The organism is Candidatus Obscuribacterales bacterium, assembly GCA_036703605.1.
Taxonomy (GTDB): Bacteria; Cyanobacteriota; Cyanobacteriia; order RECH01; family RECH01; genus RECH01.
On sequence record DATNRH010000499.1, the window covers coordinates 1 to 20,727 of the forward strand.

The following is a 20,727-nucleotide window of genomic DNA, read 5'->3' on the forward strand; positions in this document are numbered from 1 at the left end:
TTATGCAGCCACCATGGCCGGCATGGCCTTTGCCAACGCCTTTCTAGGCGTCTGCCACTCCCTTGCCCACAAGCTTGGCTCGACCTTCCATGTACCCCATGGCTTAGCCAATGCCCTGATGATCTCCCACGTGATCCGCTATAACTCCACTGACGTTCCCTTCAAACAAGCAATCTTTCCTCAATACAAATACCCTAACGCTAAGTGGCGCTATGCCCGCATTGCCGATCATCTGCAACTAGGAGGCACCACCGAGGATGAAAAAGTTGAATTGCTGATCAATGCTATCGAGAACCTGAAGAAAGAGCTCGATATGCCCATGACCATTAAGGAGGTCTTATCTGAGGACGAGCAGGCTTTCTATGAGCAGCTTGAAGAGATGGCCGACCAGGCCTTCGATGACCAATGTACAGGGGCCAACCCTCGCTATCCCCTGATTCGGGATATGAAGGAACTCTACGTCCTTGCGTATAAAGGCTGCCGTCTAGACTCGGTCTTGTATAACAAAGACGTGACCCCTGCCTATGCAACCGAGATGGCTGATGGAGCCCCCGATCTCCAGCCAGGAGTGGCGATCGCCACCTCCTAATCTCAATCTCCTAGCCTAAAGTCTAAACCTGGTTAACCGGCGATCGCTCCCTATGTTACTCAAGGAGCGATCGCCTATTCTATGACCGCAAGGCTCTATCAACAGCTACCCGTCTGCATCCCCTCGGGCAACTCTAGGGTATCGCCGATCGCATCGCCGTTATGGTAGGCCGCCAGCAGAATTTCGCTGGTTTTCCCCCAAGCGATCGCCCCCGATTGGGCCACACCAATGGCACCGAGGTCACGCTGATGCTGTTGGGATTCCATAAACGAGCGGTGGAACGCATCCTCTAGAGACGCCCCGTCGGTGACCCGCACCACAATGCGCGCCGCTAAACATTCGTCAATAATATCTTCGCCAATCCCCGTGCAGCTAATGCCAGCCCAGGCATTGGCATAGTTGCCCGCAGGCATAGCCGAATCGCTCACCCGACCAATGCGCTCAAAGCCTTTGCCACCCGTAGAGGTACCTGCTGCAACATGGCCCTCTTGGTCAAGAGCAACCACACCGATGGTGCCTCGTCCAGCGGAATCAGAGAGCTCTGCTTCGGCAATCACCCCAGCCATATCTCTATTAAAGTTACCTGCTCGTTCCTGAATCCATTCCTGCAGACGCAGATCGGTGAGCGGATCATGGGTAGGAATATTCAGCTCCCGCAACAGTTGAGCAGCGCCATAGTCAGAAAGAACGCGATCGGCAGAATCTTGCAAAAATTGGGCCAGGTAAATTGGATTTTTTAGTCGCGAAACGTTGATGACGCCGCTAAAGCGCTGGCTTGTCCCATCCATCAAGGAAGCACTCATTCTTACCTGCCCATCTGACTGCAGCACCGAGCCAGTACCAGCATTAAACCGTGGTTCATCTTCTAAAAGTTGACAGCCTAGGATCACGGCGTCCTTGGCGCTGCTTCCTCGCAGCAACTGGTCATAAACGGTTTCAACGATGTGATAGAGGGATTTACGGACAGCTTCAGCGCCGCCCTTTCCCTTAAGAGAACTGCCCGCTCCGCCATGGATAATCAGTTTGGGCTGCACCGGATGGTTTGACATAGATAGATACGTTAATTAGATACGCTGATGGGTTGACTTAGGGTTGGTCGGGAGCGGGTGGGGGAGACGGAGGAGGAGTTTGACGGAAGAATTTGAATTTCGCGATCGCCCAGCTTGCAGCTTTGACCACTTGAGGATGGGCATCCCGACGCGATCGCTCCAAAATAGGAATTACCTGTTCTGAGCGAATTTGCCCCAGTGATTCAACCGCAGCACAGCGCACTTGAAACCTAGCATCGCGACTGAGCCGGTCTAGCACAGGAATGATGCGGCGAACATCGGTGCCCACCATGCGCGAGGCCACCAATTGCCCTAGAGATACCGCCACTTGCTCACGAATAGCAGGATCCGGTGAACTAGCATGGCAGGCGATCGAGGAACTGTTGGCAAGCTGTCCCGACTGACCCAGGGCCACGAGCCGCTGTTGCAGATCGACCGCTGGGGAAACAGGAGGCGTTGTTGGCACCCTGTCTACCGGCGGGTTAGCTAGCTCCGGTGGCGGACTATCACCATTATCACCGTTGGCGATCGCTTCAGGAGGTGCCTCAGGCGGCGCTAGTGTTGTTGGAGGGGCCGGCAATGTGACCTCAAGTTGAGCCGTGAGGTGGGCGATTTCTGCTTCTAAAGACCTCACCTTGGCGTCGTGGGCCTGGGTGAGTGCTTGAATCTGGTCATCTCGCTGTTTTTGGGATTCAACCGCGAGGGCATTCACCTTGGCTTGATGGCTTTGGGTGAGCGTTTGCGTCTGGGCATCCAACTGCTTTTGATAGTCGGCTTGCAGCGATCGCACTAGGTCTTGGCGACGGGCTTCCTGCTCGCGGGACACCTCCTCAAGCACCCGGTGGCTCTGCTGCAATTCCTTCGTCTTGCGATCAAGCTGGGCCTTCAGCCACAGATAGACAAGCCCTGCTCCCACCACTAGCCCGATTATTATCCCGAGAATCAATCCCATCAATCTCTCCCTTGTTCGGTTGCAATGAATTTGGGCGCGATCGCCCAGCCCTAGGCGTTCCTGGGTACCCTTTCCTCAGTCTAGCTATCAGGCGGCGGCGTCTCTACAGTAGACCTCCGACGGCGACAGCGTTCGGAACAATACTTCACGTCATCCCAACAGTCTGCCCACTTCTTGCGCCAGGTGAAGGGGCGTTGGCACACTGGACATACTTTGGTTGGGAGGTCTGACTTGGCACGATTGCGTCCCATCAGCGTTGTACAGCGATCTAGATCGAGATAGGGTGAAAGAGACTAATGCTGTGATCCTCACGCTAGATATCGCCTAGATATCGTTGTCCACCGTTAAGCTGGCTATGCCTAGATAGGGTCATGCGCTAGTTCTTCCCCTAAATCCTAACATCGCAGAGACTCTAGAATTGCCATGAAAGAGCCAGAAGATCGTTTAGCGGCGATCCGTCTTGTACTGGTGGAACCATCGGGGGCGCTGAATATCGGCTCGATCGCCCGCGTGATGAAGAATATGGGGTTGTCGCAGTGGGTGGTGGTGCAGCCCCATTGTGACGTTCGGGGCGAGGATGCCCAGCGGATGGCGGTTCATGCCTGTGATCTGCTCGATCAACTACAGGTGGTTGCCACGTTGCCAGAAGCCTTGGTGGGATGCCAGCGGGCGATCGCCACCACGGGGCGGGACGACTATACCGATGCCAGCCGCTTAGAACATCCTCGCCAGGCCCTGCCTTGGCTGCTAGACGGTGCAGATCAAATGCCACCGGTGCAGTCAGCGTTGATTTTTGGCCCTGAGGATCGAGGGCTGAGTAATATCGAACTGAATTACGCCCAGCGATGGGTGCAGATTCCCTCTAGCGATCGCTACCGATCCTTAAACTTGGCTCAAGCTGTGGCGGTCTGTTGCTATGAGCTGTATCAACTAGCGGGCTCACCGGAAACCTCGCTGGGTTCCAGGGAGGCGATCGCTGAACCGGCTGCCTCCCTGGATGCCCTCGAACGCTATTACCAAACCCTAGAAGATCTGCTGTTGCGGATTGGCTATCTCTATCCCCACACCGCCGAAAGCCGCATGGCCAAAGTGCGGCGCTTGTTAAACCGTGCCTATCCATCCAGCCACGAAGTTTCCATGCTGCATGGCGTCCTGCGACAGGTTCACTGGGCGATCGCCCAATCTGCCGCCCCACCATCTGCAGAAAAAAAGTCAGACTAGCGATCGCATTTCTAGCGTCACCCCTTATTCTTATGAGAGCGAAACGCTAAGGATGGGTAATCCTGTAACCTGTCTATAGCGCTATCTAGTCCCTGCGATCGAGGAGATATTCATGGTGGAGTCTGGTCATCAATCCCGTTCATCCCGCCGCCGTCGGGTCGCGCCGCCGTCAGGGCAACGCTCCGCCCCTGCAACAGGATCGGGAACGGTGGTGCCGCTACGTCGCCCGCATCCCTCAGATCCCAGATCGGAGCGTCGAGCTGCTTCTCCTGCTGGAACCCGTCGGATGCCAGACTCTGCTCGTCCTATGCCTGATGGCCGCGCACCCCGCCCCGTGCCCCCCAAGCGACGATCCAGGGGGTTGTTGTGGCGTTTATTAGGCGGATCAGCCTCTGCTCAGACAGCCTCTCCTCGTCCATCGTCTTCTCAACCATCCTCCCGTTCAGATTCTCGACCATCGTCTCGGACAGCGCCGCCGCGATCGCACCGATCTACCGCCCTAGACCGTCCATCCAGTAACGATCCGCACCGCAAACGTCGGGTGCCCGCTCCTCAAGCAGCTTCTCGAACGACTGGGCCAGGGCGATCGCCCCAACCAGGTCGCCCCGTGCGACGGCGAGGACGGCCCAATCCTGTCCTGCTTTACCTCGTGCGGCTGTTGATCCTTGTGGTAGGCATTGGTGCCATTGTTGGCACGCTACTGTCTGTGTTTAACCCTACGGTGAACTACGCCGAGGGACAAGATACCCCAGCAGCCATGGCTGATCCGGCGAATACATCGAGCTCCAATCTGGGAGCTACGAATCTAGCCTCGACCCTTGTGCCCCTTGATCTCAGTCAATCGATGACGGACTTAGAGCGGCAAGTGCGTGACCTAGCTGTCCCCTACCCAGACCTAACTCCCGGTGTATTTGTTTTAGACTTCGATACCGGTAACTACCTAGATATCAACGGACGCCAAGTCATTCCGGCCGCTAGCATCATTAAAATACCTATCTTGGTTGCCTTTTTTCAAGATGTGGATGCTGGCACCATTCAGATGACGGAAACGCTAACGCTGACCGAAGCAGACGTCGCTGAGGGATCCGGGGATCTACAATTTCACAGCGTAGGTTCAGAGTACAGTGCCTTGGAAACGGCCTCTCTGATGATTGTGATTAGCGACAATACCGCCACCAATATGCTGATTCGTCGCATGGGTGGCGTAGAAACGCTCAACCAACGCTTCCAATCCTGGGGGCTGGAAAATACCATCTTGCGCGATTGGTTACCCGATCTAGCGGGAACCAACACCACCACCCCCTACGAAATGGTAGAACTCATGACCCGCCTGAGCCGAGGCGAGTTGCTATCCTTGCGATCGCGCGATCGCTTGTTTGATATCATGCGTCGCACCTACACCGATACCCTCATTCCTGCTGGGGTCAACGACCCTAGCGCCACCATTGCTCACAAAACCGGTGATATTGGTGCCATGGTTGGAGATGTGGGCACGGTGGATACCCCCCGTGGCAATCGCTATGGTGTTGCTGTCATGATGAGCCGTCCCCATAACGATAGTCGCGCCCAAGAGCTGATTCGATTGATCAATGGGGCAATCTATGAATACCTAACGCGATCGCCCCAGACCACCATCAATCTTGATTCCCAAACCGAAGCGACCCAGGGCGGTCAAGCGCTGCCCTCAGGAGGCAATGCCCAAGTGTCTACTACTGAACCAAATCCTAATTAGACCTCTCATTGGATTATGTGAAGACACCTTAGATTGACCCGCAATGCTCTTGAGCAAACTTCCGTACTTGATAGTGGCGAGATTCGAGCAGCTCATAGGTCGATCCCATCGCCTGGGAAAACTCTGCCTCGACTCCCGTAAGCACAGCCTCAGGAATCGCCTGCCATTCGTCAAAGCTATTCCAGCGGATGATAGTCACCACCTCAGTGACGTCATTGGGGTTGATCAACACGTCTTTGCCCAAAAAACCGGGATACTGAGCTAGGGTACGCGTCCAGATGGCATGATCTTGCTGCACAAATCGTTCTCGTTCACTATCGTTGACCCGGAAGCGTAGCCATTCAATCTCCATGCTCACGCGATTGATCCTTGCTATGTACTAGACAATAGTACGATAGCAATAGGGGGAGAGGAACCAGGATTATTTGGGATTCTTCGATACAGGGATAGAGGCGAGGGCTAGTATGAAGTGGGATAGATCAGCCATCGCTCCAGCGATCGCTAACGGCTATCTCATCACATCAGCAGAGCGCACGATTGGTTGAGAGGACTCTAGCATGGACAACAATAATCTGATTCAACAGCTTTTAATGATCGGCATCGGGACGACGTCCTTAGTTGCTGAAAAGCTTCGAGATGTCAGCAATCAATGGGTAAAAGACGGTAAGCTAGACCCCGAGCAGGCGTCTAGTTTTGTCAATGACCTCATGCAGCAGCTTCGCTCGGAGCAGACCAATGTCGAAGCTCAGTTTGAGCGGCAGCTTCGCAATGTTCTACAAGACTTGGGCGTACCTCGCCAGGCAGAGATGGACGAACTGCGCGGCCGCCTCGATCGCTTAGAGCGCCAAGTTCGAGATCTAGAAAATAAGCTTTGGCGTTGATCGTTCATCAGGTTGGACGGACTGCGCCGCTAAACCTCACCATGCATTGAAGACTTAAAACGGAGGAAACTCTTTTGCGCGAGATACTAATTAGCTTTGGAGTCATCGTGGCCTGCTGCCTCGTGCTTTTGGTGGCCCAGATTCGAGGAACGGGGGATGCGATCGCTGCTCCATCTCCCACACCAGAGGTGACCCTTGCCGATAGCAGCCCATCCGTCCAGGCTGAACTTACCATCGCCCAAGCTGCTCCTAGCACTGAAGCTAGTGACTTGATGAATCCAGCAGAATCCCCCTCGGAGGTCGCCCCTGTGGCAGATAACCTAGTTACCACTGAATCTGGTCTACAGTACGTTGAACTTGTGGAAGGCACCGGTGCTATTCCCCAGACGGGTCAAACCGTGGTCGTGCACTACGTCGGTACCCTAGAAGACGGCACCCAGTTTGATAGCTCTCGCGATCGCAACCGTCCTTTCTCGTTTCGTCTGGGTACCGGTCAGGTGATTCGCGGCTGGGATGAAGGCCTTTCCACCATGCGGGTTGGTGGACGTCGGCAGTTGATTATCCCCTCAGACTTAGGCTATGGAGCCCGTGGTGCTGGTGGCGTCATTCCACCCAATGCAACCCTAATCTTTGATGTGGAATTGTTGCGAATTAGCTAGCCTGCAGAACGCTATCAGCTAGGGCGATTACAACGTGCGCAATCGCCCTAGGATATTACATTCTTTGAAGTTTTGTAGGGTTTTGCAGATCCCGCCTAGAGCCCTGCTGTACACTGAAACTCGATTGTAAAACCATCGACGTCAGCCAGATTGTATTCCAACGAATGGATCTGGTCAGACTGTTAACAGCCAATCGTTTGGAGCCTGTATATCAATGTCGCATTCCGTTAAGATCTACGACACTTGTATTGGGTGTACGCAGTGCGTCCGTGCGTGTCCTCTAGATGTTCTTGAAATGGTGCCCTGGGATGGCTGCAAAGCTGGGCAGATCGCTTCGTCTCCACGGACGGAAGACTGTGTAGGCTGTAAGCGTTGTGAAACGGCTTGCCCCACTGATTTCTTGAGCATCCGTGTTTACCTCGGCGCTGAAACGACCCGCAGTATGGGTCTGGCCTACTAATTTGTACATCTTAACTCGGGCGGATGTTTCATCCGTTTCGAGGTTTTATCACTCAACCTATAACGGTAGCGGGGGCACAGTCCCCGTTTTTTTTGTTTAGGAAAGGGTGAATTTACAGCGTACCAGGATGAGCGATCGCCCACCCTGGCCTATGGAAACCATGACCTAGTCGGTGTCTAAACCTACAGCACCTGGAGACCAGATCGGAAGCGATCGCTAGCGGAACATGCTGCTCACCGAGCTATCTTCATGAATACGCCACACCGTCTCTCCCAAGAGATTAGCCACCGACAGCACCGTAAGCTGCTCGAAGTAGCGCTCGGGAGAAACTGGGATGGTGTTGGTGACAATCACCTCTTCAAAAATACCGCTGGAGAGCCGTTGAACTGCTGGTGGAGAGAACACAGCATGGGTTGCGCAGGCATAGACCTGCCGAGCTCCTTCATGGCGCAACATCCGACCGGCTTCACAAATGGTGCCAGCGGTGTCAATCATGTCGTCTACCAAAATGGCTGTTTTGCCCGCTACATCGCCAATGATATTCATCACCTCAGCCACGTTATGAGCCTGGCGGCGTTTATCAACGATCGCTAGGGGTGCATCGTTAAGCTTCTTGGCAAAAGCCCGAGCCCGAGCAACCCCACCCACATCTGGGGAGACCACCACCACATCTGACAAATCTTTCCGAGCCAGATACTCCAAGATCACGGGAGAACCATAGACATGATCAAAGGGGATATCAAAGTAGCCTTGGATTTGGGCAGAGTGTAGATCCATGGCCAAAATGCGCCCTGCTCCAGCTTTGGTAATCAAGTTAGCCACAAGCTTAGCGGTAATCGATTCCCGTCCGGCGGTTTTGCGGTCAGCACGGGCATAGCCGTAGTAGGGGATCACGGCGGTAATTTGCCGAGCCGATGCTCGACGGCAGGCGTCGATCATGATCAACAGCTCCATCAAATGGTCATTGACCGGGTGACAGGTGGGCTGGATCAGATAGACATCACACCCTCGGATTGATTCCTGAATTTGGACATACAGTTCGCCATCTGCAAACTGTTTTCTCACCATTGGGCCTAAGTCCATGCCCAGATAGCGGGCAACTTCTTCGGCAAGCAGCACATTCGATGAGCCAGCAAACAGACGTAGTCGGCTGTTCTCAGAGAAGGTGTGCAACGAGGTCTGAAGGGGAAGAGTAGCAGAGTGAATCACGATGAGCCCTCGAAGTGTCAGAGTCAGTGCAGGACAGTACGTTGGAGATAGGGAGGGTCGCAGTCAGCGATCGCCGCTCCCACCGCGTTAGACCTCAGCGGCATGTCCCATACTTGGGGTATCTAGCCGCATGGGCTGTGGATAGGCTTACGAGTGCCAGAGTGAACAGTGACTGTCCTGATGGCATTTGAGGTTAGGCTATGCAAGCCTACCATTCCTAAGGAATGGCACAAAATAGGGTTTTCACGAGGTTATTTAAGAACAGCTTTAGCGTTTTATAAATACATGGAACCTAGAGGTGCTGGTTAGGCTAGAGTTGAGCGTAGTCCAGCATTAATAACTGGGGTAGTGAGGTAGCAGAGGGTCACTGGCTTGTAACCTTGGCGTTTAAACTCAGTTACCTGGTACAGATTATACTGTGCGATCGCTAGGATCCAACAGGCTCTTACTCCGTCAACTGGCTGAACGTGGCGAAGTAAATGTGAGAGGAATGACCGATCTTAGGGCTGCCTATAGGTTTGTGCTGGGCAGAAATTTGATGCTGGCTCACGCTTCAATTTTCTCACCCAATGTGAGTGTGATGATTACCCATACTGTTCATGCGGATCCCAGTTCAGCCCATCATTCATCCATTGGGGCGATGACCGATATCGTTTGGGTGGATCCTAGTTCAGCCTATCTCCCATCCCTCAATCAGCTCAGGATCAACAAAGAAGCTGACGATTTCTGTTGGATGTTCGTCACCGTAGGTTTTCGCGGGTGCCCTCAAGAGCACGGAATTGTCGAGATGCAAATTCAAGATAGGGAATCGCTCGCTGAGGAGCATGAAGATCCAAAAAATAGAGTGCTTGCTCCATGGCGGCATGGGCTAGAGCTACTTGGTGCTGTTGAGTTGATGACATACGATCCTCCGGCATGATGTCTTGATCTTATGAAGTGGATGGGTGTCCCAGTTCAGCGATCGCTGAATTTTGGTATCAAGGGGGCCGTTGTCAAGTCACCACTAGGGACGGTCGCAAACATTGCTAGCAGCTACCCACAACGGGTAGCGGTTCCTGACCCTGAGGGAGTGCATAGGGTTGGACTGCATTCAGTATGTCGCGATCCTGCCGTTGATCCCGTGATCCTGCTGGTGGTTCTAGGTGATTCTTCTAGAGCAACCTTGTGACGGATGAGTGCTCTACGGGTGAGCCATCCAGGTAGAAAAATGTGATCTAAACTATAACTAGGCTGTGAGATGTATCACATTTGGCGGATGTTTAATCAGAATGCCATTGATACACTTGGGGTGTTCTATTGGGAACACTAGGGAAGTTCGCCCCTTGCCTCTTCTAAGGTTTGCCATCGAACGCTACTTGAGTTCATCCAATGGTGCTCGGATTGCGTCTCAGGGATGTACTGGGCTCTTCTATTACTCCTCCACGTTGCTATGTCTGCACATCAAACCCTGGTTTCGGATCAGGCATCACTGCTGTCCACGTTGCTTAATAGCTTGCCTACAGCGGCGGCCCTGCTAGATGTTGAGATGAACTATTTAGCGGTCAATGAATATTGGCTGCGGCTTGTAGCGATCGCCGGCGATGTCAGATCTGATTGGGTAGGCCACTCCCACGGGCATTATTTTCCAGACCATGCAAAGCGCTGGGAGCAGATTTTGGCAACCTGTCAGACGGATGGTTCCTATCAATGGCAAGACGATCAACCTGGCTTCACACAGGGAGGTCTATGCTGGACAGCGCGTGCTTGGGTCGATGGAGTGAGCTCAGCGACTTCCTTGGGTCATTCAGCCGGTCTCTTGTTGATGGCGGATGAGGTGACCTTTTGTCCCTTGCCGCAAGGGCGATCGCCCCGCCAGGTTCAAAAGGAGCAGATCATTCATTCACTATCGTCACAAATTCATCAACTTCTTGACTTGCAGCAAATTTTACAGACCACCGTCAAAGAAGTACGGCAATTCTTAGACACAGATCGGGTCTTGATCTATCAATTTGCCTCAGACTGGAGCGGCACCATTGTGGTGGAATCCGTGGTGGACGAATGTGCCTCCGTATTAGGAACGTCTCTACGCGATCCTTGTTTTTCCGAAAAATATATTGAGCCCTATCGCCACGGCCGCATCCATGTGGTGAACAATGTTCAGCACGCCAACCTCGTGCCCTGCTACGTTGATTTTCTCAAGCAATTTCAGGTGCAGGCGAATCTCGTCGCTCCCATCATTTGCAACGGCATTCTTTGGGGATTAATTTGCGTCCATGAGTGCCGAACTGCCCGAGCTTGGCAACCTATTGAAATGAACTTAGTGGAGCAACTGGCCACCCATGTCGGTATCGCCATCCAGCAGGCCGAGCTCTATCAGCAACAGCAACAGCAGCTTGCAGAACAAGAGATGACCCTAGAGCGAGCCATGGCCGATCGCTTTTCTAAAGAAGCTGCCCTGCGTCGGTCAGAACAACGGCGATCGCTCTTGTTTGAACAAACCCCCATTGCTGTTGTAGAACTTGACCATCAACTACGGGTTACAGCCTGGAACCGGGCGGCGGAGCGTGTCTTTGGCTATAGTGCCAGCGAAGCCGTGGGGCAATCGATTCAAGACCTGATTGTGCCCGCTAACGAGCATCAGTTTGTGGAAGATGTACTGCTGTCGCTGATGGATAGCGGCACCAGTTACCAGAGTGAAAATACCAACGTTACCAAGTCGGGCGACTACATTCTTTGTGAATGGCATGATGTGCGCCTTGTAGACGAACATGGCAGACTTGTGGGTATTGCCTCTCTAGCAATCGATATTACCCAGCGCAAACATGCTGAATATGCCTTACGGCAGTCGGAAGCAGCTCTGCGGGTTCAAGCTCAGCAGCTAGAATGTACCCTCAATGAGCTAAAACGTACCCAGATGCAGTTGGTGCAAAGTGAGAAAATGTCTAGTCTGGGGCAGCTTGTGGCAGGGGTAGCCCATGAGATCAACAATCCCGTGAATTTTATCTATGGTAACCTCACTCATGCCCATCGATATCTAGCGGATATGATAGAGGTACTAAATCTCTATCGTTTACACTATCCAGAGCCAGTTGCCCCAGTGCAGGCAGCGATCGCCCAAGTAGAGTTAGATTACCTGATTGAAGATTTCCCAAAAACCTTAGATTCTATGCAGGTTGGGACAGAGCGCATTCGTCAAATTATTGGCAGTTTGCGTAACTTCTCGCGCCTCGATGAAGCCGCCTTAAAACGGGCAGATATTCATGAAGGTATGGAAAGCACGCTGATGATTTTACAGAGTCGGCTGAAGTCCACCGTCAATCGATCTGGAATTACTATCAAAAAAGACTACGGACCATTGCCATGGGTGGAATGTTTTCCTGGTCCTCTTAACCAGGTCTTTATGAATATTTTATCGAATGCTATTGATGCTCTAGATGACATGCGATCGCTGCCTGGCGTAGAGCCTACCATCCACATTGCCACCCAGCAGATCCATGAAAATCTCATCCAAATTCAGATTCGCGACAATGGCCCCGGCATTGCCTCCAATCTGCACCATCGCATCTTCGATCCATTTTTCACCACTAAGGAGCCTGGCAAAGGCACCGGACTAGGGCTATCGATCTGCTATCAAATCATCACCGATCGCCATAGCGGTCAGTTACGTTGTCTGTCGGAACCCGATCAGGGAACGGAGTTTATCATTGAGATTCCTGTGATCCAACCGCGATCGCCGTCTTAATCAAAACAACAGGAGCGATCGCGGTTGCCCTAACCTAACAAAATCTGTTGTAACAGACTCTGTGGGATTAAGCGGGAGGACGTATCCTGATGAGAAGAGGGTTGAGCGGAGCCGAAACCCGGCAAGCTTCATTAAATTGAGTCCATCTACTTAACTGCGGATCCAATCGGTCACGCCACCCGGTTTATCAATTAGGGTGATGCCTTGGGTTTGCAACTGCTCACGAATGCGATCGGCCTCTGCAAAGTTCTTTGCCTGCTTGGCGGCTAACCGCTGCTGGATTAACAGGCTAATTGCGGCATCGTCGATACCCGCGCTGGCATCCTCATCCTTCGGCTTGGCTTCAAGACCCAGCACCTGAGCCAGGCAGACTAGGGTTTGCCACTGGTTGCGCAACTCGTCCGCCGCTGCATCGGGCTTTCCGGTATGCCGGATCACATTGCCCTGTCGCCGCAGTTCCTTGGCCAGCTCAAACACTACGGCCAAACCACCGGGGGTGTTGATGTCATCGTCCATGGCCTGCTGGAAGCGCTGCACAGCGTCACTAGAACGGTCAATATGCATAGCTGCTGGATCACCAAAGGAGCGATCGCCCCGATCGGCCCAGCCTAAAGTTTCTCCAAAGTCATAGCCAAACAGCAGCCCATCGGTGAGCGTTTCCCAGCTATTTTGGGCCGCCTGGATGGCCTCGGCGGTGAAGTCAATCGGCTTGCGATATTGGGCCTGCAAAACAAACAGCCGGATCGCCATGGGATTGGGTGCCTGGGGCGAATCTAGCAACTGACGAATAGTGGTGAAATTGCCGAGGGACTTTGACATCTTCTCGCCCCCTACGTTGACCATGCCATTGTGCAGCCAGTAGTGGGCTAGGGGATGACCGGTCACGGCTTCCGATTGAGCGATTTCATTTTCGTGGTGGGGAAAGACTAAATCTGCCCCGCCCACATGAATATCGATGGTGTCACCGAGGCGATCGCGCACCATGGCCGAGCATTCAATGTGCCAACCTGGGCGGCCGCTACCCCAAGGAGAATCCCAGGATGGTTCTCCCGGTTTGGCTGACTTCCAAAGGGCAAAGTCGAAGGGATCTTCTTTGATGGGTTCATCACTATCCGTTACCCGCCCGCTAGCCCCCGCCCGCATATCATCGAGCTTTCGTCCAGAAAGCTTGCCGTAGTTGGCAAACTGCCGTACCCGGTAATACACATCCCCATGGGTAGGATAGGCATAGCCCTTTTGTTCTAACTCATGAATGAGCCGCTGAATGCCATTTAGGGTATGGGTGGCGCGAGGATAGTCATCGGCTTCGAGGATATTCAGCCGCGCCATGTCTTCAAAATAGCTTTGGGTATAGCGATGGGCGATCGCTTCCATGGTCGTTTTTTCTTGACGGGCCCGGTTAAGAATTTTGTCATCAATATCGGTGAAGTTTTGCACATAGTTCACCTGATACCCCAACCACATGAGATAGCGCCGCACCGTATCCCAAACGATATAGGAACGAGCATGGCCTAAGTGACAATGGTCGTACACTGTCACCCCACAGCAATACATCTTGATCTGCCCCGGCTCCAGCGGTTCAAAGGGTTCTTTGCGGCGAGTCAGACTGTTGTAAAACGTTAAGGCCATGGATCCAGCATCGTCGGTTCACCCACCAGTGTACGGCGATCGGGAACCTTCGTGGAGCAATGTTGCCAATTCTCAGCCTAAGCTGCAGTTCGGTTCAGATGGGGGCGATCGCCCCTAGAATCCAGATGGGAATCCAGAAAAGATGGGCAATAATAGGAGCAGCTTCCATCACGATCCCAATGAGTCCCCCGGATGAGATCTATGGTTGCTCCATCCTGGATCATGGCATCATGAAGATGCTTGCATCCATTGTTTGTAATTCACCCTTCTTGACGTTTTTATTCCGACGCTATGACCTCAGTCATCACTCCAACGTCCGCATCGTCCATGGATGACCTCAAGCGAGGCTTACCGGTCACCATCATTACCGGATTCCTGGGCAGTGGCAAAACCACCTTGCTCAACCACATCCTGACCAATCAGGAAGGTCTCAAAACTGCTGTTTTGGTCAACGAATTTGGCGAAATTGGCATCGATAACGACCTGTTGGTGAACACCGGCATGGGTGATGACAGCATGGTGGAGCTGAGCAACGGCTGCATCTGCTGCACCATTAACAATGATTTGATGGATGCAGTCTATCGAGTGCTCGAACGGCAGGATCGCATTGACTATTTGGTGGTGGAAACCACGGGATTAGCCGATCCTTTACCGATCGCTCTCACCTTTTTGGGCACCGAACTGCGTGACCTCACCCGTTTGGATTCGATCGTTACCGTCGTCGATTCGGAAAACTACAGCCTGGATCTCTTCAACAGCCAAGCTGCCCACAACCAAATCGCCTATGCCGATATTTTGCTGCTCAACAAAATCGATCTGGTTGATGACGCAGATCTAGATTTGCTAGAAGTCAAGATTCGGGACGTGAAGCCTGATGCTCGGATCATGCGCACTCGCAATGCTCAAGTGCCTCTGCCCCTGATTCTCAGCGTGGGGCTCTTTGAGTCTGACCAGTACTTTAACCCCGAAGCACCCGCCCAGGATCACAGCCACGACCACGCCGATCACAGCAACTGTGATCATGACCATGGACATTGTGAGCATGACAGCCATGACCATCACGATCATGATCACCATGATCACGGGCACCATGCTCACGATCACCATGCTCATCATTCCGATCACCTAGCGATCGATGGATTTACCTCCATCTCCGTGCAAAGCGATCGCCCCATGTCGATTAAAAAATTCCAGCATTTCCTCGATAACGAGCTACCTAGCAATGTATTTCGGGCCAAGGGCATTCTCTGGTTTGACGAAAGTCCCAAGCGCCACGTCTTCCACCTCAGCGGTCGCCGCTTTACCCTTGATGATACTGAGTGGACGACAACGCCTAAAAATCAACTCGTGCTGATTGGTCAAGATCTCGACCACGACACCTTGCGATCGCAGATTAATGCCTGTTTTTGCCCATCATCGGCAACCCGTGGAAAAGGATTTGGTCGCTAATGCGGGTGCTGCTGCAGCGGGTCACGGCCTCCCAAGTGCGGGTAGACGGTGATGTGGTGGGGCAGATTGGCCGAGGTCTGAACCTGTTGGTGGGCATTGCGCCCAGCGACACCCCGGCAGAATTAGACTGGATGGCCCGCAAGTGTCTCGACCTCCGCATCTTTCCTAGCGACGAATCGGCTAAGGGCGATCGCTCAGTACTTGACTTAGGCGGTGAGCTTTTGGTGGTCAGCCAGTTCACCCTCTATGGCAATTGTCGCAAAGGCCGTCGTCCTTCCTACGATCAAGCAGCTCCACCGGAACAAGCCCAAGTGCTCTATAACCAGTTTGTCGATCGCCTCCGTCAGAGCGGGCTACGGGTGGAAACGGGGCAATTTGGCGCGATGATGCAGGTGTCGATCGAAAACGACGGTCCCGTGACTTTGTGGCTTGAACGTCATGCCATCGATTATGAAGCAGGCTAAGATAGCGGGTGTTGCTGAATCAGTGTACGAATCTCTAGCTAGAAATGCAAAATTTTGCGGGATCATTCGACTATTCTCAGCAACGTCAGATAGCGCTAGCTCATCAGACTGAGGCATGGGTTGATCCAGAACAGACTGCGGGGCCTATACCCTGATCGTATTCGCAGAATTGCGATTATACTTGACCCAATTTCGATAGGATAGAACATCCCTCTCTTCATCATGGTTATAGGCTATGTCTGGGGAGTTCACCATCAATCTTCTAATGAGACGAAGGGCAATTTCCAGCAGAATCTGCCTAATGACCGGTGAAGTGTTGGCGTGACGTGTAAGGAGTGTAAGCTATGTCTGCTGTGCTAAAGCCAAGGGATCACGATCGTGGCGGGCGATCGCCTGCGGGGCGGCAGAGGAGAGGGCGTCAGGATAACGGGGTGCGATCGCTTCATGAATCTTGGCCGACTCGATCTGCAGGTTCATCTCAGTCATCGTCTCCAACGCCAGCGGCTCATCCGGCAACGGTGCGGGTGCTACCGAAGCGATCGCTGCCCCTATGGCTGCGAGGATTGATCTTGGCTCAGCAGGGATCCGCTGTGGTCATGCTGACACTCGTAGCCTCTGTTTTGGGAGTCTACGGTTGGACGGTGTATGTGCAACAAAATTGGGGACGGGCCTATCATCAGCTCGAAACCCTGCAGCGGCAGCAGCAGCAGATGACCGCTGCCCTAGAAATGTTGAAATATCAAACCGCCCAATCGATTGACCAGCAGGGTTCCGAGTACCAGGTCCCCCATCCTGATCAATTAATCTTCATGGCTCCAGCCGACGGTCGCCCTGCCCATGAGCCCTCCAAAACCTTGGCACCGCCACCCACAACCCGTCCACCCCTAGGGTATTGAGTCGCCTATGACGATCGATAAGTCCCTAGCTCGTCGCCGGGCACGCCGAGGACAGCCCTCTTCCCAGGCTCGGCAAGTTCCTCCATCCAGGCTCCGGTCGCGATCGCCCCGCTCCCAATCACCGCAGACGACAGCCTCCATAGCAACCCCCCGCCGTCTGTTGGTGGTATGGGGCGTCTTAGTGCTAGGCTGCGTCATCTTGGGCATTAACCTCATCCGCTTACAGGTATTCGACGGCCCCACCCTCAAGCAACGGGCGATCGCCCAGCAGGTGATGGACATTGATCCCTATGCCCACCGTCGATCAATTGTCGATCAAAACGGGAACATCCTAGCCATTGACCAGACGCGGTATGCGCTCTATGCCCACCCCATCATGTTTCAGCAAGAGCTGCAAGAGATTGCTCAGACCTTATCGCCCCTTCTGGAGCGATCGCCCAGTGAGATCGTAGCTTTGTTGACGAGTGCCGAAACGGGGATAATCCTAGAGCGATCGCTGCCTGAGAATCTTGCCCGGCGTATTCGAAATCAGGGTATCAACGGTCTTGAGCTCTTGCCCTACCAGCAGCGGTTTTATCCCCAGCAAGATTTGTTTGGAGCGATTCTTGGCTATGCCAATGTTGATCAAGAGCCCCAGGCAGGCCTAGAGCTCAGCCAGGATGAACTCTTAGAACAATCCCTGGATCCGGTGCAGGTAAGCCGGTCGGGCAATGGACTCCTATTGCCAACTCAGGTACCCGACTCGCTGCTCCATCCCGATCACCTCCGTCTCCAGCTCACCCTCAATAGCCACCTGCAGCGCGTCGCTCAGCAAAACCTGCGTCGCCAAATGCAGCAGTTTGACGCCAAGCGCGGCGCAATCTTGGTGATGGATGTGCGAGATGGAGCCATGATGGCCCTAGTAACGGAGCCGACCTATGATCCCAATCGCTATTACGAGGCTGAGCCTGAAACCATGCGTAATTGGGCGATCGCCGATGTGTATGAACCTGGTTCTACCTTCAAGCCTATCAATATAGCGATCGCCCTCGAAGAAGGAGCCATTCAGCCTAATGACATGGTCTACGATGAAGGGCGCATCAATATCGACATCTGGACGATCGAAAATGTGGACTATCGCTATGTCGGCGGGCGAGGGGCCATCAGCATCACTGACGTGATCAAATATTCCAGCAATGTGGGCATGGTGCATATCATGCGGAAGTTGCCTTCAGCGCAGTACCACAACTGGCTAGAGCGCCTTGGCATCGGGCAACCCACGGGCATTGATTTAGACTTTGAAGCAGCCGGTTTTTTGAAAGAACTGGAGGATTTTGTAGGCGTTGAAGTAGCCACCGCTGCTTTTGGTCAAGGATTATCCTTAACCCCCCTTCAGCTTCTCCAACTCCATGCCAGCTTAGCCAACGGGGGGCGCTTAGTCACGCCCCATGTGGTGCAAGGGCTAGCAGAACCCGATGGTACGCTTCAGTGGCAACCGGATCGTCCTGAGCCTCAACAGGTGTTCTCCCCGGACACAACCCGATCGGTGATGGAGATGATGGAAGTAGCCGTAGCCGACGGCACAGGTGAAGCAGCTCAGATTCCCGGCTATCGTATTGCTGGCAAGACCGGAACGGCTCAAAAAGCCAGTGAACAGGGGGGATATGAAGAATATGCAAAAATCACCAGCTTTGTGGCTGCGTTTCCGGTCGATGAGCCGCGCTACGTGATCTTGGCAGTAGTTGATGAACCCAAGGGTGAGAATACCTTTGGTTCAACCGTCGCAGCCCCCGTGGTGCGATCGGTGATGGAGGCATTGATTGCCATCGATGGAATTCCACCGAGCCGCGATCGCGCCATCGTGCCCTAGCTGCTGGGTCGTTTCTTCACCATGAGGTTCCTGATTGAGTCTTGCCATGAAAAGCTTCTTTCGTTTTCTCAACAAGTCCGATTACTTGCTGCGTGAAACCCTCTTAGGCCTCAAGCGAGGCGGCTGGATGAACTGGGCTGCCATCAGCACGGTGACGGTCTTACTCTTTCTGTTTGGCATTAGTCTGCAGTCATCGTGGCAACTCGAAGCTCTACTCAACCAGTTTGGCAGTCAGTTAGAAGTTTCGGTTTACCTAGAAACAGGGGTACAAGCGGATCTGCTAGGCCCTTCCTTGCAGGATATTGTTGGGGTGAAGTCTGTGATCCCCACATCAAAGGAAGAAGCTTGGGATAGCTTGGTGCGTGACTTGGGGCTGTCCGATATTCAGGGTGCAACGCAGCAACTGAATGGTAATCCACTGGTGGATGAGCTCACGGTGAAAGTAGCATCACCAGAAGACGTGCCACGGGTCGCGGACTATCTCAAGCAAGTGCAGGGGGTCGATGAGGTGCTTTATATTAATGAAGCCGTCAACCAAATTGCTCAGCTTAACCAAGGATTAAACTGGGTCAGTATTGGGATGACCACCGTGCTGAGTATGACGGCGATCGCTGTCATTACCACCACAATTCGCCTGATTGTCATGGCCCGGCGGCACGAGATTGAAGTGATGCAGCTCGTCGGGGCGACCACCACCTGGATTTACCTACCGTTTATCCTCCAAGGCATTACCTTCGGCATTGTCGGGGCAGCGATCGCTTGGGGACTGATCTTAGGTCTGAGAGAGTTTGTAGGGCAACTGCTCAGTCAGCAGGCAGACTTTATTCGCTTCTTGTCTACGGGATTGGAGTTAGCGCCCCAGCAGGCTTTACTCTTACCGCTCATTTTGTTGGTTCTGGGCAGTTCTGTTGGTCTAATGGGCAGTTTGCTGGCCGTACGCCGCTTTGCCTTGCATTAACCTGCAAGTCTACCCATTGGGTAGGAGGCAGGAGGACTTTGGCATTGGGAGGCGATCGAAGCTTCGAGAAGTGTTCCCTGCGGGGGATCAGCGGGGGATTGAAGGCAGAATGTCTCAGACAGGAATTGTTTACCGGACATAACAACATCTGACCAGGCTATCAAAGCTTCATGCCTTACGAGAGGTGCATTACGGCTGCGCCTAACAGCACGCTACGGTTATGGATGTTCATGTTCACCGGGAGATGACTCGTCCTGAGCCGTGTGGACTCATCTTCTATCCTTCGATCAGACCAAGGGCGATCGCGAGTATCCCAGCCGAACTTGCGGTCAATCAGAGCGTGGTGAAGATAATAAGCATGAAAAAGCGCCCCCGAGGGGGCGCTCTTCGTCAGACTAGCTTAGCGATGGATTAACCGATTTCAGGTGCATCCACAGCAGCCAAGTCGAGCGGGAAGTTGTGAGCGTTGCGCTCGTGCATCACTTCCATACCCAGGTTGGCGCGGTTCAAGACATCCGCCCAAGTTCCGATGACACGACCCTGAGAGTCAATCACAGACTGGTTGAAGTTGAAACCGTTCAGGTTGAACGCCATGGTGCTAATACCCAGAGCGGTGAACCAGATGCCGACCACGGGCCATGCACCCAAGAAGAAGTGCAGGGCGCGGGAGTTGTTGAAGCTGGCGTATTGGAAGATCAAACGACCGAAGTAGCCGTGTGCCGCAACGATGTTGTAGGTCTCTTCTTCTTGACCAAACTTGTAGCCGTAGTTCTGAGATTCGGTCTCGGTCGTCTCACGCACCAGGCTGGAGGTCACCAACGAACCGTGCATCGCGGAGAACAAGCTACCACCGAAGACACCGGCTACTCCCAACATGTGGAAGGGGTGCATCAGGATGTTGTGCTCTGCTTGGAACACGAACATGAAGTTGAACGTACCGGAAATACCCAAGGGCATTCCGTCGGAGAAGGAACCTTGTCCAATCGGGTAGATCAGGAAGACTGCAGAT

General features: G+C 53.3%; 19 protein-coding genes. 12 read left to right on the plus strand and 7 right to left on the minus strand.

The genetic code is table 11. The features are described from left to right. Positions 1 to 589: iron-containing alcohol dehydrogenase (locus V6D20_10660; GenBank protein HEY9816242.1), on the plus strand; the 589-nt coding region annotated here is incomplete at its 5' end. A 98-nt stretch (positions 590 to 687) separates the two neighbouring features. On the opposite strand, the gene V6D20_10665 is transcribed toward V6D20_10660, so the two are convergent. Further along, the gene (locus tag V6D20_10665; GenBank protein ID HEY9816243.1) at positions 688 to 1,638 is read right to left on the minus strand and encodes an isoaspartyl peptidase/L-asparaginase; all 951 of its coding nucleotides are present in this window, start codon (positions 1,636 to 1,638) and stop codon (positions 688 to 690) included. A 37-nt stretch (positions 1,639 to 1,675) separates the two neighbouring features. After that, positions 1,676 to 2,590, minus strand: a complete 915-nt coding sequence (locus V6D20_10670) for a HEAT repeat domain-containing protein (GenBank protein HEY9816244.1) — start codon at positions 2,588 to 2,590, stop codon at positions 1,676 to 1,678. Positions 2,591 to 3,013: 423 nt separating this feature from the next. Here V6D20_10670 and V6D20_10675 point away from each other — a divergent pair, with 423 nt between their 5' ends. Both V6D20_10675 and V6D20_10680 read left to right on the plus strand, forming a co-directional pair. Further along, entirely contained in the window at positions 3,014 to 3,811 is a 798-nt protein-coding gene (locus V6D20_10675; GenBank protein HEY9816245.1) for an RNA methyltransferase, read from the plus strand. A 112-nt stretch (positions 3,812 to 3,923) separates the two neighbouring features. After that, positions 3,924 to 5,543 (plus strand): serine hydrolase, encoded by a 1,620-nt coding sequence (locus tag V6D20_10680; GenBank protein HEY9816246.1) that lies wholly within the window; start codon positions 3,924 to 3,926, stop codon positions 5,541 to 5,543. A gap of 28 nt (positions 5,544 to 5,571) precedes the next feature. On the opposite strand, the gene V6D20_10685 is transcribed toward V6D20_10680, so the two are convergent. After that, positions 5,572 to 5,895 carry a TIGR03792 family protein gene (locus V6D20_10685; protein ID HEY9816247.1) on the minus strand — a complete coding sequence of 108 codons (324 nt, stop codon included), beginning with the start codon at positions 5,893 to 5,895 and terminating at the stop codon, positions 5,572 to 5,574. A gap of 205 nt (positions 5,896 to 6,100) precedes the next feature. Between V6D20_10685 and V6D20_10690 the strand changes: the two genes are divergently transcribed. The 3 genes from V6D20_10690 to psaC all read left to right on the plus strand — a co-directional run bounded on the left by V6D20_10690 (position 6,101) and on the right by psaC (position 7,543). After that, positions 6,101 to 6,424 (plus strand): phasin family protein, encoded by a 324-nt coding sequence (locus V6D20_10690; GenBank protein ID HEY9816248.1) that lies wholly within the window; start codon positions 6,101 to 6,103, stop codon positions 6,422 to 6,424. Positions 6,425 to 6,498: 74 nt separating this feature from the next. Next, the gene (locus V6D20_10695; protein ID HEY9816249.1) at positions 6,499 to 7,083 is read left to right on the plus strand and encodes an FKBP-type peptidyl-prolyl cis-trans isomerase; all 585 of its coding nucleotides are present in this window, start codon (positions 6,499 to 6,501) and stop codon (positions 7,081 to 7,083) included. A gap of 214 nt (positions 7,084 to 7,297) precedes the next feature. Continuing rightward, on the plus strand, positions 7,298 to 7,543 hold the full coding sequence (psaC, locus tag V6D20_10700) for a photosystem I iron-sulfur center protein PsaC (protein ID HEY9816250.1): 246 nt from the start codon (positions 7,298 to 7,300) through the stop codon (positions 7,541 to 7,543). A gap of 216 nt (positions 7,544 to 7,759) precedes the next feature. On the opposite strand, the gene V6D20_10705 is transcribed toward psaC, so the two are convergent. After that, a complete protein-coding gene (locus tag V6D20_10705; GenBank protein HEY9816251.1) occupies positions 7,760 to 8,752 on the minus strand; it encodes a ribose-phosphate pyrophosphokinase in 993 nt (330 codons plus the stop codon). A gap of 740 nt (positions 8,753 to 9,492) precedes the next feature. Further along, the gene (locus V6D20_10710; GenBank protein HEY9816252.1) at positions 9,493 to 9,654 is read right to left on the minus strand and encodes a hypothetical protein; all 162 of its coding nucleotides are present in this window, start codon (positions 9,652 to 9,654) and stop codon (positions 9,493 to 9,495) included. Positions 9,655 to 10,181: 527 nt separating this feature from the next. On the opposite strand from V6D20_10710, the gene V6D20_10715 reads away from it, so the two are divergent. After that, positions 10,182 to 12,473: a PAS domain S-box protein gene (locus V6D20_10715; protein ID HEY9816253.1), complete on the plus strand. Its 2,292-nt coding sequence runs from the start codon at positions 10,182 to 10,184 to the stop codon at positions 12,471 to 12,473. A gap of 150 nt (positions 12,474 to 12,623) precedes the next feature. Here the strand turns inward: V6D20_10715 and cysS are convergent, their stop codons facing one another. Beyond that, a complete protein-coding gene (gene cysS, locus V6D20_10720) occupies positions 12,624 to 14,102 on the minus strand; it encodes a cysteine--tRNA ligase (GenBank protein ID HEY9816254.1) in 1,479 nt (492 codons plus the stop codon). 291 nt (positions 14,103 to 14,393) lie between these two features. Between cysS and V6D20_10725 the strand changes: the two genes are divergently transcribed. From V6D20_10725 to V6D20_10745, 5 genes are all read left to right on the plus strand, one after another. Then, the gene (locus V6D20_10725; GenBank protein ID HEY9816255.1) at positions 14,394 to 15,551 is read left to right on the plus strand and encodes a GTP-binding protein; all 1,158 of its coding nucleotides are present in this window, start codon (positions 14,394 to 14,396) and stop codon (positions 15,549 to 15,551) included. Further along, positions 15,551 to 16,015 (plus strand): D-aminoacyl-tRNA deacylase, encoded by a 465-nt coding sequence (dtd, locus tag V6D20_10730; GenBank protein HEY9816256.1) that lies wholly within the window; start codon positions 15,551 to 15,553, stop codon positions 16,013 to 16,015. The genes V6D20_10725 and dtd overlap by 1 nt, the downstream gene beginning before the upstream one ends. 344 nt (positions 16,016 to 16,359) lie before the next feature. Further along, positions 16,360 to 16,911, plus strand: coding sequence for a hypothetical protein (locus V6D20_10735; protein HEY9816257.1), 552 nt, complete (start codon positions 16,360 to 16,362; stop codon positions 16,909 to 16,911). Between the two features lie 7 nt (positions 16,912 to 16,918). Beyond that, entirely contained in the window at positions 16,919 to 18,760 is a 1,842-nt protein-coding gene (locus tag V6D20_10740) for a penicillin-binding protein 2 (protein ID HEY9816258.1), read from the plus strand. Positions 18,761 to 18,806: 46 nt separating this feature from the next. Beyond that, positions 18,807 to 19,718, plus strand: a complete 912-nt coding sequence (locus V6D20_10745) for an ABC transporter permease (protein HEY9816259.1) — start codon at positions 18,807 to 18,809, stop codon at positions 19,716 to 19,718. Between the two features lie 411 nt (positions 19,719 to 20,129). Here V6D20_10745 and V6D20_10750 read toward each other — a convergent pair. Beyond that, positions 20,130 to 20,727, minus strand: a 598-nt coding sequence (locus V6D20_10750; GenBank protein HEY9816260.1) for a hypothetical protein, incomplete at its 5' end; no start/stop codon positions are given.

Coding starts and splice junctions, on each gene's coding strand:
- V6D20_10665 (HEY9816243.1), bottom strand. CDS start 1,638: ATGTCAAACCATCCGGTGCAGCCCAAACTGATTATCCATGGCGGAGCG.
- V6D20_10670 (HEY9816244.1), bottom strand. CDS start 2,590: ATGGGATTGATTCTCGGGATAATAATCGGGCTAGTGGTGGGAGCAGGG.
- V6D20_10675 (HEY9816245.1), top strand. CDS start 3,014: ATGAAAGAGCCAGAAGATCGTTTAGCGGCGATCCGTCTTGTACTGGTG.
- V6D20_10680 (HEY9816246.1), top strand. CDS start 3,924: ATGGTGGAGTCTGGTCATCAATCCCGTTCATCCCGCCGCCGTCGGGTC.
- V6D20_10685 (HEY9816247.1), bottom strand. CDS start 5,895: ATGGAGATTGAATGGCTACGCTTCCGGGTCAACGATAGTGAACGAGAA.
- V6D20_10690 (HEY9816248.1), top strand. CDS start 6,101: ATGGACAACAATAATCTGATTCAACAGCTTTTAATGATCGGCATCGGG.
- psaC (HEY9816250.1), top strand. CDS start 7,298: ATGTCGCATTCCGTTAAGATCTACGACACTTGTATTGGGTGTACGCAG.
- V6D20_10710 (HEY9816252.1), bottom strand. CDS start 9,654: ATGTCATCAACTCAACAGCACCAAGTAGCTCTAGCCCATGCCGCCATG.
- V6D20_10715 (HEY9816253.1), top strand. CDS start 10,182: ATGTCTGCACATCAAACCCTGGTTTCGGATCAGGCATCACTGCTGTCC.
- cysS (HEY9816254.1), bottom strand. CDS start 14,102: ATGGCCTTAACGTTTTACAACAGTCTGACTCGCCGCAAAGAACCCTTT.
- V6D20_10725 (HEY9816255.1), top strand. CDS start 14,394: ATGACCTCAGTCATCACTCCAACGTCCGCATCGTCCATGGATGACCTC.
- dtd (HEY9816256.1), top strand. CDS start 15,551: ATGCGGGTGCTGCTGCAGCGGGTCACGGCCTCCCAAGTGCGGGTAGAC.
- V6D20_10735 (HEY9816257.1), top strand. CDS start 16,360: ATGTCTGCTGTGCTAAAGCCAAGGGATCACGATCGTGGCGGGCGATCG.
- V6D20_10740 (HEY9816258.1), top strand. CDS start 16,919: ATGACGATCGATAAGTCCCTAGCTCGTCGCCGGGCACGCCGAGGACAG.
- V6D20_10745 (HEY9816259.1), top strand. CDS start 18,807: ATGAAAAGCTTCTTTCGTTTTCTCAACAAGTCCGATTACTTGCTGCGT.